Below are 10,808 nucleotides of genomic sequence, written 5' to 3' on the forward strand. Positions count from 1 at the left end.
GCATGCCCGGTTATAGGTACTCGTTGTCAGTCGGTCAGCAAAGCCGCACGCCAGCCCTTTCTTCCTTCGGTCGTCAGGGCTGTCATGCGGCTTGCGGTTCCCTTCTTCCGCCTCGTGCCGCCCAGTGGCATTTACGCGCATGGCTTCCCGCCCCACCGCGGGCTTTCCTCAGGGCTTTTTTGATTGTCTATTTTCAAAAGAAAAAAAAGCCCTTCGTCAGCTCCTTCGCTACACTGTTCGTCTGGTGTATTTCCGCCCATGCGTGCCCCACCTGGCACCCGCAAAATGCCTACCGCTCGCGCAGCCTCGGTGGGTCGGCGGGCATCCTTCAGCCGTCGTCGTTCGCGCAAGCTTACCCGCGAAAAACCGCCACTCCTTTGGGCTTCGGCTGTGAACACGGGCGGGCCCCAACGCGCGGTTAGAAAGCTTCAAAGTAGTGGTTTCGAAAGTGGTTTTGCCTGGTCGTCTCCCCGCTGGCTTACGCGCAGTGTTTGCGCCGCTTCACTTAGTCGTTCCTCCTGCGTTCATCTGCGCGCTCACTTTTCCAAACTCCCTGGGCTTTGTACTGTTGAAGGCGATCTTTGCACTGTTGAAAGTGGTCTTTGTATGGTGTAAGGCGGTTATTTACCATTTTTCTTTCTTTTGAAAATAGTGCTTTGTACATTTGGTCTTGGTTACATTGACGCCTTTGGTCTTTGTAATGAGTGCAACAAAAGGATGCGCTTAAAGATTTGAAATACAGGATTTTAGGTGCGTATACTATAAAGACCACTTGGGCAATTTGAGGGTAGCTTTCAGAGAAGGAGAAAAGAAAACTTACCGGGCTGATTTTGACTATTTTAGTGTCCATCAGCAAGCAGGAATTGAGTACGATGAGGTGGTGCGGGTGCCCCACCCAATGGGCAACGGATACGCGGCGAAGCTTGGGGGAAGCACTGCATCGCTGGGCCCCTGGAAAACCCTGAAGGTAAGTAAAGGCGACCGAATATCTTCAGAGGTGTACGCCTACATCAAGGAGGCTTCCAACGAAGGCGAAGGCGGAGAGTTTGGCTTGTTTTTGGGAACGCTGGCGAGGTCTTCTCAATCATCGGGAGAAACCACCCACGCCGAAAACCTCCGGACTTTACAGATAGGTCTACGTTTTACTCCTCCCAACCCAAGTAGTCAAAGCAGCGGTTTGCCCAATGCCTATTTGCGCTACGTGCTGTATGACGAAACGGGCACTAAAGCCTTGCGAAGTGGGCGGGTGTTTGTGACAACGGCGGCCAAGACTCACTGGGAAAGACTGCATTTTGATTATGAGGTGCCAGTCAATGGGGTGCTGCAAATTTATATCGCCAACGAAACCGAAGATGAGCCTGTGTATTTTGATGATATGGTGGTGGAGCATACCCCGCAATTGATTGTACAGGAGAATCATTATTATCCGTTTGGAATGAACCTGCGAGGGATTGAGAAGCAGGGGATGCCGGAGCATAAGTATTTGTATAATGGGAAAGAAAAGCATGAGGAATTTGGCTTGAATTGGATGGATTATGGGGCGAGGAATTATGAGGCGAGCATTGGAAGATGGCATAGCATTGATCCAAAAGTAGATAAACATACATCAACTTCTCCTTATGCTTATGTTTTGAATAACCCTATAAAGTTTATTGATCCTGATGGAGAAGATAATGTTATATATTTGGTAGATGTAGGCGGACACAAAAAAGGAAAGAAGCCCGATTTATATGAAGTCGCCAAATATGCAAATTTTCTATTTAAAAAACTCAAGTTGAAAACGAGAGTAGCTATTTTTAAAGGTAAAGCTGAGAACTTCAATTACAAATTCCTCGACAAAACTGATGCTGTTGCATTTGTAGGAAATGCTAAAAAAGTAATTAATCATGTCCGCAAAATATCCTCAAAACTAGCCAATTCACAATCAGTTCCTAACCAAGGTAACTTTATTGATGAGCAAACTAATCCTGAAAACTCAAATCCGGGTAGATCAACAACTAGAGATGCACATGTAAACGTGATAGCATTAGAATCGGAAAGGGCATTTAATTTGTGGAGGGAGTTTGGATTCTCAAAAGCTAGTCAAAAGAATGCAAATCAGACACTTGGTTTTAGCGTAGTGCATGGAGCAGGGCATCTCGCAGGCTTTGGTCAAAGGGGAGAGTATAGCACTTCTAAGATACATGTTTATAACGGAGGTGTGATGGATGATGCTAATGTCATATATGCGAATCGTAATAACGGTAAACTCCCGCTTGAATCTCTTGCAAATCCACAACAGGCGGATAATGTACATTATAGAAATGCGATGGAGACTCATTTCGGGAGAAATAGTGCTAAAGCCACCTACAAAAAGAACAGGATTGATTATATGAAAAATGCTGCTAATTATCTTAAAAAACGTCATAATATAAAATAGCATGAGCAAACTCTTAATGATACTGTTTATATTAGTAATTAGTTTGAACCTATTTACTTGTGGTAATAAGACCGTAAATCATCAAACTAACGATTCTTTAGATTTGGACCATCTAAAAGCTTTACGTGAGCGCTATAAAAAATACAAATCAGGCAACATTGAATATGGGTTGAATAATGAAGGGCGAATTTCTTCATTGTCTTTTAATAAGATACCCATAACTGATTTACCCAAAGAAATATATCACTTTGACCAACTTGAGTTTCTTAAGTTTTTCAGCACAAATTTGAAAAGGATTCCGGATTTGACTCCTTTCAAGCATTTAGAAAACTTGTACTTCATTAGTTGCAAATTGAGTGGAAAAGTTTTTTTGCCCAAGTCGTTAGGAAATTTAAAAGAATTGACAATAACAACTTCCTATAATTCAAAATTAAGTGATATAATATTTCCCAAAGATTGCCAAATAGAAACATTATCTCTGAAAGGTAATGATCTAAAATCAATCAACGGTTCGTTCTCAAATCTTGAAAATCTTAAATGTTTGGATTTAGCACGAAATCAGTTAAAACATATAGATGTTGGTTATTTGAAAACTATAAATATTCTTATACTTGGGGGAAATCCAATCAAGGATACTTTATTGGTCAAGAAAATGCATAAACATATTAACTATATCAGTTTCTAGCTTCCCAACTATTTTAAGTCTTCCAAATGAGACTTGAAAGATTGAGTAAATATAAGCTGAGTTAAAAACTAAAGCCCAAATCAGGTAAAAATGGTTTGGGCTTTTTTTTTCTTATGAACCTGAAAGATAGGAGTTTATGAGTTGTGAAAGTATATGATTGTCTGTACTTTTGCAAGACAGACGATTTGGGATAGTCATCAAAGTAAAAAAAGTTGAACCCTGTACTAAATTGTTAGTGCAGGGTTGTTTATTTTGGAACCGCGTTACAAACGCTCGTAGAAAAAAAGGCACGCATTAAAATGCGAGTCATGGGAGGGCTTTCAGAGAAGGAGAAAAGAAAACTTACCGGGCTGATTTTGAATACTTTAGTGTCCATCAGCAAGCAGGAATTGAGTACGATGAAGTGGTTCGGGTGTCCCCCAATGGGGTGCTGCAAATTTATATCGCCAACGAAACCGAAGATGAGCCTGTGTATTTTGATGATATGATTGTGGAACATACCCCACAACTGATTGTACAGGAGAATCATTATTATCCGTTTGGAATGAACCTGCGAGGGATTGAGAAGGTAGGGAAGCCAAGTCATAAGTATTTGTATAATGGGAAAGAAAAGCATGAGGAATTTGGCTTGAATTGGCTTTCGTATGGACAACGTGAGTACGATCCGGCGATTGGAAGGTTCAACAGAGTAGATCGTTTTGCAGAAAAGTACCAAGATTTTAATCCTTACAACTATACTAATAACAATCCAATAAGCAGAATTGATATTAATGGGGATAGTATTTGGACTACAACTGATGTTAAAATTCAAAAATTTTCTAATGGGACATCTTTTGCTACAGTTACTGAAACTATTCACATTAGAGGGAAAATTCTTGACCTTATTAGATCACCAGAAAAATCTAAGTCTTCAGACTTGGCGAAAAATGTGCAAGCAAAATTGAATGGGCTTGTTGTTTCCTCAACAAAAGGAAGTGTCAAGAAAGTAATAAAGTTTGATGCTGATATTAAAGGAGCCAAAACTATGAGTGATGTAAAAGATACAGATCATTTAGTTGTAATGGTTGATGATGTAAAGGGAAAAGCTGACCCTAAACTTGGGGGTGGATCAAGTGCAGGAGTAGGGAGGTTTGGTTGGATGATTGCTTATGTTGAAGAAGGCAATAAGAGTTGGACAACTGAAACGGTTATTCATGAACTTGGTCATAATATGAACCTTGAACATACTAACGAATCAGGTAATTTTATGTCATATGATTCTAAGAGGGGACACTTTAGTTTTGGTCAATTAAATTCAGTTGTAACCGATGCTAAAAATAAAAGGCTGAATTTAGGACAAAATCACGTTCATAGAGCGAGACCAGCTACCCATAGTTCTTCTACAAATAGAGAAGCTTATTATCGTAGTGTTAAGAGAGGAGAGAAGTATCCATTACCAATAGGACAGGAGCGTTAGATATGAAAAAAATAAAATTTAGTTTCTGGATTTTTACTGCATTAATCTTATTACAAGGTTGTCATAACAAACAAGATAATTTAAGTTTTCTTGTGGAAAATAGTAGTCAAGACGTTTCTGAAGTAGACTTATTGATTTTTGTTGATGATGATTTATTGATTAATGAATATTTTCGGAGAAAGCTTGATGTTCCTGATTATGATGTATATCACTTCAAACTTGCTGATGGACAACATACGTTGAAAGTAAAATCTAAAAGTCAGGGTATAGAAATGACCAAGAAGTTTAAATTACCTGAAGATAGATACATTTTTATTAATTTTAAGTACAAAACATTAAAAGGGAAAGCTTATGAGTTTGAGAAGGGGCTTTCTGATTCTTTAAAAGTACCTTTTGATTCAGTTCTTATACCTAAGAAAATAGAAGTTTGGATCACTGATAAAATGCCAAAGTTACATTAAAGGACTCAGCTATTTTAAGCCTTCCGTAGGAGTCTTAAAAGGTTGAACTAAAAATCAAAGCCCAAATCATGTAAAAATGGTTTGGGCTTTTTTTATTTCTTATGAACCTGAAAGATAGGAGTTTATGAGTTGTGGAAGCAGTATTTTGTACATAGAAGATTTGGTTTAGCCGCCAAATAGGGAGGTGATACCCAGCGATTGGGTCCTTGGAAAACCCTTAATAACTAAAGGAGATAAGGTAAGTGTTGAAGTGTATGCTTATATCAACGATACACCCAGCCAACACATGGCAAGCAGTTTAAGCTTGTTTGTGGGCACCCTGGCCAATGCTTACAATAATAGCAACGAAACGAGCACCAACAACCCCAACGTATTACAAGTAGGCACTCCTCCCATCCTTCAGCAAGAGCCAGGAGAAAAGCTGTTAAAAGGGTGTATAATGATGCAATGAATAATAAGCCAACCACAAAACATTACTTCAAATACTAATTATGAGAAAAACCATTTTGTTAATAGCAATTTTTTTAAGTTGCTTGAATTTAGATAAAGCTCAAGCACAAAAAAAAGATCATAAAGAAATTCTTGCATATAAATTTAAAGGAAAGAATATTTATGATATAGCTGGTGTTTATTATTTTGATTATTCCGTGATTTTATTCCCTGACTCTACATACTTAGCAAAGTCATTATTGTATTTAACAAGGGCAGAGAAGAAGCAAAATAGTAAAAAACCTCAAATTTATAATGGAAACTGGAAGTATTCAGTTGATAGTAGCTTGGTTACATTATTTGAGGGAGATTCTGTATTTGCTAAATTTATTATTAAGAAAAAAAAAAGCGTATCAAGTGCCAGTAGAGTATAAATATGTGTATAAAGACTTATCCCATTTTCTTAGATGGACACAATTTAAGCCGAGTAAAAAGTACATTGCTCGATTAAGACGAAAGTTAAAAGATAGTAATACAAAAAAATAGTGTACAAAAAACAAAGCCCAAATCAGTTTTAAGATGATTTGGGCTTTTTTACAAGTTTGGTGCAAAGGAATCTCTGCTAAAAACATTAAGGAGCTAAGTATTACCTCCAACAATGGGTACAACAAGTGTATGAGTATCATCACAAGGATCACTTGGGCAATTTGCGGGTAGCTTTCAGAGAAGGAGAAAAGAAAATTTACCGGGCTGATTTAGAAGATGTTACCACCGATAAACAACAGGGTTTCGAATACAAAGAAGTGATTATTTCTTCTGATCCCACAAGCGTCAGCAACCACGTAGCCAAACTCACGAGCACCGAGCCGTTAGGAATGCTACGCAACCTGGAAGTAAGCAAAGGCGATGTAGTAAAAGTGAAGGGTTATTACGCCGGGGGTTCGGTGACCCACAACAACGCGGTGAACTGGGGGCTGACCCTGGGACAAGTGAATGGTCACGCCAAGAGTGGAGAAATCTCTACAGAAAACACGCCTTTTCTACTGAATTTAGGGCTGAGTATTACGCCGAGCAACGGGGGTAATAACCCGAACGCCACGGTACCCAGTGGTTATTTGAAATTGGTATTTTATAAAAAAGACGGGACACCCGTTACCGCCTCGTTACAAATTGCTCATCTGAGCCCAGGCGCCGGACAATGGCAAGACCTGGAACTGACTTACACCGCCACCGAGCGCGGTTACCTCCAAGCCTTTGTTGCGAACGAAAGCGACCAGGAAGTATTCTTTGATGACATGGTGGTGGAACATACCCCACAACTGATTGTACAGGAGAATCATTATTATCCGTTTGGACTTGAGCTCGAAGGACTTTCTAAACACGGAAAACCGGAACATAGATGGAAATTCCAAGGTCAGGAAGAACAAAAAGAGTTTGGGTTAAACTGGTCTAGTTTTAAGTTTAGGAACGCCGATGTTGCTTTGGGTAGATTCTTTTCAGTTGATCCTTTATCTGAAAGCTTTTACTATAATAGTACTTATGCTTTTAGTGAGAATAGAGTCATTAATGGTGTTGAGTTGGAAGGACTAGAGTATGTTTCAGCAGCTAAAGCTGATAAACTAGGACTAAAAAGTAAGCGAAACATCATCAATGATAGCAAAGGGTATATAAAATATGGTGGTAAAAATTACTACGAGACTCGTCAACATGTCTATAGAGATGGCAATGGTCAAATTTATGAAAAGGGAGGTAGCGGAAGAACTAGGATTAGTGAGTGGCTACACACAAAAGTAAGTAACCCAATTAAAAAATCAGACTTTGTAGAGTACCAGTATGGGGTTAGAGATTGCTATCCATCTGCCAAACTCCAAATGAAAACAAGTGGTACTGAGACTCTAGGGGGATTTGAAAATGCTTATTTTATGCATCTCACACATCCCAGTGGTTATAAGGCAACAGAAGAATCAAAACAAACAGCAATAGATATTATTCATAATGCGATTGAAAAAGGAAACTTTGTTGTTGCTGGAGTGGAGGTTACGGATGAAAAGGGAGTAAGAAACGATACACAGTTTGGTATGATAACAAATAATGATAATAATACTCAGCATTTTATTAACATTACAGGCAGAGGGGAAGATAAGAAAGGAAAATACTTTACTTTTATAGATAACTCTGGAGATAAAGGTTACGAAGCACAAAAACTTTACGTTCAACCTGATGGAACCCTTTTTGGTTTATCGACATTGGGTGGTACTGGCTCAAATGCAGTTGAATATTATTACAGAGTTATTAATGTTAGTCCAAATAAAAATCAACCACAATATCATAAGAAATGATGAGATTTTTTTTAATTATAATAGTACTAGCATTATTTAGTTGCATCAAAAATGAAGAAAAAACAAATCAGGAAACCCAAAAAACTTCAAATGAAAGGAAGAAAAAGGCGAAAGCTTTAAATATACTGTTTGATGCTTTATTGAGGGTTAATATAGATGGAAGGATTTCCATCAACGACTCAGTATGCTCTACGTTTATAAAAATACCTGAGAATTATTTTTCCAGCAAGGATAGTGTAGTCCTTGTCAGGCTATATGATTCACATACATTAGACAAAAATTTATACTATTAAATGCAGAGTTATCTCATACAAGGCAGATACTATGTACAATAATTATAATTTGGTAGTAAGTATTGATAGTTCAAAAATGCAACGAGATATGCTGCTGATGGAACGAAATTCAAGGTTTTGTCATTTTGTGGATACCATTAAATCTGCCTCTTTTCAAAACAAGTATAGTAAAACTGCATTTGAAACAAAGGACTTGGGAGTAGAAGAAATAATAGTAGATTATAAAGACTCTATTGTATGCATACACAGGGGTACTATTGCACTTCCACGTAAATCCTCCTTTATGGAAAAGCATTGGCGAGTTGATTCAGAAGGAAAGTTTGTACTTGATAAAACGGTGAAGATTAGAGAAATGGCGCCCAATCGGCGTGAGTAACCAAACCTAAAGCAAACCCAGCATACATTACAGCTGTAGGTTGCTCAGTTGGATTTATAAAACCAAAGCCCAAATCATGTAAAAATGGTTTGGGCTTTTTTTTTCTTATGAACCTGAAAGATAGGAGTTTATGAGTTGCGAAAGTGTATGATTGTATATACTTTTGCAAGACAGATGATTTGGGATAGTCATCAAAGTAAAAAAAGTTGAACCCTGTACTAGTTTAGTGCAGGGTTGTTTATTTTGGAACCGCGTTACAAACGCTCGTAGAAAAAAACACGCATTAAAATGCGAGTCATGGGAGGAATAGACATTTACGTGGTAAGAAAATATTTAACAGACCTCTTAAAAAGAAAGACTATTAATTTGCTATCAGATGGGATTAGTTATGATTAATGTTAGGAACCACCATAATTATATAAAAAGATTAGCTTTGTATATTTTAATATTTTTTTTGATGTCTGGTTGTATCTCAACTAAAAAAAATGCCGTGCCTCTTGGCTCCAAGCTAGACTTCAAAACCTTGACTAAAGCTGAGCAAATCTATTTTTCAGGCGCTTATTTGATTCTTTTATATGATATGTCTAAAAACGCAGAGTATCGTAATACTTTTCTTCTTTTTTATGATAAGCATTTGAAAATGAAAGGGGCAACATACTTTTCTTCGGAGGGCATACAGTCCATTGATGGTAATGTTATAAAAGGATATTTAAATAAATATAGGAAAAACCGGATTCATCAGTATAACAATCACTTACCTGAAAAATATAGCTTGCAATTAATTGAAAGACAGGGAGGTAGTGGAAGGGAAAGTAATAAGGTAATCGAAGATATTCAATTTGATTATCTAAATAAAAATGTAAAACTGTGTGTTAGAACATCAAGTGATAAATATATTGGACTCAGATCAGGCGAAATAAACTTTAATAGTTTTAATAATACTGATACCCTTGAATTACCTTTGTCTAAAATTCAATTTGATTATAATGCTAAAACTCTCTTCATAACAAAAATAAATTCTAATAATTACCTAATTAGAGATATAATGATATTCAAAAATGACTCTATTCTAGTCAAGTTTTATGAAAATTTATGGAAAAGACTAGCAAAATCCTAGCTCTTTTAAGCCTTCCAAATGAGACTGGAAAGGTTGAGTAAACATAAGCTTAGTTAAAAACCAAAGCTCAAATCATGTAAAAATGGTTTGGGCTTTTTTTATTTCTTATGAACCTGAAAGATAGGAGTTTATGAGTTGTGAAAGTGTATGATTGTATATACTTTTGCAATACAGATGATTTGGGATAGTCATCAAAGTAAAAAAAGTTGAACCCTGTACTAAATTGTTAGTGCAGGGTTGTTTATTTTGGAACCGCGTTACAAACGCTCGTAGAAAAAAAGGCACGCATTAAAATGCGAGTCATGGGAGGGCTTTCAGAGAAGGAGAAAAGAAAACTTACCGGGCTGATTTTGAATACTTTAGTGTCCATCAGCAAGCAGGAATTGAGTACGATGAAGTGGTTCGGGTGTCCCCCAATGGGGTGCTGCAAATTTATATCGCCAACGAAACCGAAGATGAGCCTGTGTATTTTGATGATATGGTGGTGGAACACACCCCGCAATTGATTGTACAGGAGAATCATTATTACCCTTTTGGAATGAACCTGCGAGGGATTGAGAAGGTAGGGAAGCCGGAGCATAGGTGGAAATTCCAAGGTCAGGAAGAACAAAAAGAGTTTGGGTTAAACTGGTCTAGTTTTAAGTTTAGGAACGCCGATGTTGCTTTGGGTAGATTCTTTTCAGTTGATCCTTTATCTGAAAGCTTTTACTATAATAGTACTTATGCTTTTAGTGAGAATCAAGTGGTGGCTCATTTTGAGTTAGAAGGATTGGAGAAGGCTCAGTCTAAAGCAGGAAAAAAAGCCACAAGTCCAAGTAAAAATCAATCCAATGTTGGGGTTGCAGTAAGAATAGGAGTTGCAACGAGAGTGTTGCCTGTTCCAGTTGGTACTGTATCAGATACTCGTAGCCCTGGTCAAGCCCCGAATAATAACATCTTTCCTTGGGGTGCACGTTTGGATAAAGGTAAAAAAGCTGCTTCTCCCGCGAGTAGTCCTTTATCTTCTATAATTTCTAAGAAAAAAGTCAAAAGAACAGAATATGTGACAAGAGCCTCAAGAGACGAACTAACAGATGATCAAAAGCAAGAATTTGATGCTCTTGAGATGATAGGTGTTCAGAATATGTCTCCAAGTGAGCTAAGTAGGTTTAGAGATTTAGAGAATGTGGTAAGACCCTCAGGTGGAGGTTTAGCACAGCGACAAAGTATAGGGCTTTCTGGAGAAGTAAATAT

Annotated in this window: 13 protein-coding genes; 11 read left to right on the top strand and 2 right to left on the bottom strand. The window is 37.8% G+C overall.

What is annotated here, in order from left to right; all coding sequences use genetic code 11:
- Positions 1–131 precede the first annotated feature (131 nt).
- Positions 132–398: a hypothetical protein gene (locus tag M23134_RS36645; RefSeq protein WP_045115057.1), complete on the bottom strand. Its 267-nt coding sequence runs from the start codon at positions 396–398 to the stop codon at positions 132–134.
- Between the two features lie 107 nt (positions 399–505).
- Positions 506–664, bottom strand: a complete 159-nt coding sequence (locus tag M23134_RS41635; protein ID WP_002705381.1) for a hypothetical protein — start codon at positions 662–664, stop codon at positions 506–508.
- 108 nt (positions 665–772) lie between these two features.
- On the opposite strand from M23134_RS41635, the gene M23134_RS40800 reads away from it, so the two are divergent.
- From M23134_RS40800 to M23134_RS39540, 11 genes are all read left to right on the top strand, one after another.
- Positions 773–2,419 carry an RHS repeat-associated core domain-containing protein gene (locus tag M23134_RS40800; RefSeq protein ID WP_002705984.1) on the top strand — a complete coding sequence of 549 codons (1,647 nt, stop codon included), beginning with the start codon at positions 773–775 and terminating at the stop codon, positions 2,417–2,419.
- A 1-nt stretch (position 2,420) separates the two neighbouring features.
- On the top strand, positions 2,421–3,104 hold the full coding sequence (locus M23134_RS36655) for a leucine-rich repeat domain-containing protein (protein WP_002705986.1): 684 nt from the start codon (positions 2,421–2,423) through the stop codon (positions 3,102–3,104).
- 427 nt (positions 3,105–3,531) lie between these two features.
- Positions 3,532–4,560 (top strand): RHS repeat-associated core domain-containing protein, encoded by a 1,029-nt coding sequence (locus M23134_RS39530; protein ID WP_198145142.1) that lies wholly within the window; start codon positions 3,532–3,534, stop codon positions 4,558–4,560.
- Between the two features lie 2 nt (positions 4,561–4,562).
- On the top strand, positions 4,563–5,021 hold the full coding sequence (locus tag M23134_RS36670) for a hypothetical protein (RefSeq protein ID WP_002705992.1): 459 nt from the start codon (positions 4,563–4,565) through the stop codon (positions 5,019–5,021).
- A 286-nt stretch (positions 5,022–5,307) separates the two neighbouring features.
- Positions 5,308–5,472: a hypothetical protein gene (locus M23134_RS41640; RefSeq protein ID WP_157558832.1), complete on the top strand. Its 165-nt coding sequence runs from the start codon at positions 5,308–5,310 to the stop codon at positions 5,470–5,472.
- A gap of 40 nt (positions 5,473–5,512) precedes the next feature.
- Entirely contained in the window at positions 5,513–5,884 is a 372-nt protein-coding gene (locus tag M23134_RS36680) for a hypothetical protein (protein WP_045115060.1), read from the top strand.
- Between the two features lie 237 nt (positions 5,885–6,121).
- Positions 6,122–7,789, top strand: a complete 1,668-nt coding sequence (locus M23134_RS41950) for a hypothetical protein (RefSeq protein WP_053337462.1) — start codon at positions 6,122–6,124, stop codon at positions 7,787–7,789.
- Positions 7,786–8,082, top strand: coding sequence for a hypothetical protein (locus M23134_RS36690; protein WP_045115061.1), 297 nt, complete (start codon positions 7,786–7,788; stop codon positions 8,080–8,082). Before M23134_RS41950 ends, M23134_RS36690 begins: the two co-directional genes overlap by 4 nt.
- Positions 8,083–8,158: 76 nt before the next feature.
- Complete coding sequence (locus M23134_RS36695) at positions 8,159–8,458, top strand: hypothetical protein (RefSeq protein WP_198145143.1); 300 nt, start codon at positions 8,159–8,161, stop codon at positions 8,456–8,458.
- A gap of 376 nt (positions 8,459–8,834) precedes the next feature.
- On the top strand, positions 8,835–9,575 hold the full coding sequence (locus tag M23134_RS41955; protein ID WP_002705999.1) for a hypothetical protein: 741 nt from the start codon (positions 8,835–8,837) through the stop codon (positions 9,573–9,575).
- 421 nt (positions 9,576–9,996) lie between these two features.
- Positions 9,997–10,808: RHS repeat domain-containing protein (locus tag M23134_RS39540; protein ID WP_394330676.1), on the top strand; the 812-nt coding region annotated here is incomplete at its 3' end.

It is taken from the genome of Microscilla marina ATCC 23134, assembly GCF_000169175.1.
Lineage (GTDB): Bacteria > Bacteroidota > Bacteroidia > Cytophagales > Microscillaceae > Microscilla > Microscilla marina.

Bases quoted from the DNA above. Each gene is read 5' to 3' on its own strand.
- M23134_RS41635 (WP_002705381.1), bottom strand. From the start codon at position 664: ATGTACAAAGCACTATTTTCAAAAGAAAGAAAAATGGTAAATAACCGC.
- M23134_RS36695 (WP_198145143.1), top strand. From the start codon at position 8,159: ATGCAACGAGATATGCTGCTGATGGAACGAAATTCAAGGTTTTGTCAT.
- M23134_RS41955 (WP_002705999.1), top strand. From the start codon at position 8,835: ATGGGATTAGTTATGATTAATGTTAGGAACCACCATAATTATATAAAA.
- M23134_RS36690 (WP_045115061.1), top strand. From the start codon at position 7,786: ATGATGAGATTTTTTTTAATTATAATAGTACTAGCATTATTTAGTTGC.
- M23134_RS36655 (WP_002705986.1), top strand. From the start codon at position 2,421: ATGAGCAAACTCTTAATGATACTGTTTATATTAGTAATTAGTTTGAAC.
- M23134_RS36680 (WP_045115060.1), top strand. From the start codon at position 5,513: ATGAGAAAAACCATTTTGTTAATAGCAATTTTTTTAAGTTGCTTGAAT.
- M23134_RS41640 (WP_157558832.1), top strand. From the start codon at position 5,308: ATGGCAAGCAGTTTAAGCTTGTTTGTGGGCACCCTGGCCAATGCTTAC.
- M23134_RS36670 (WP_002705992.1), top strand. From the start codon at position 4,563: ATGAAAAAAATAAAATTTAGTTTCTGGATTTTTACTGCATTAATCTTA.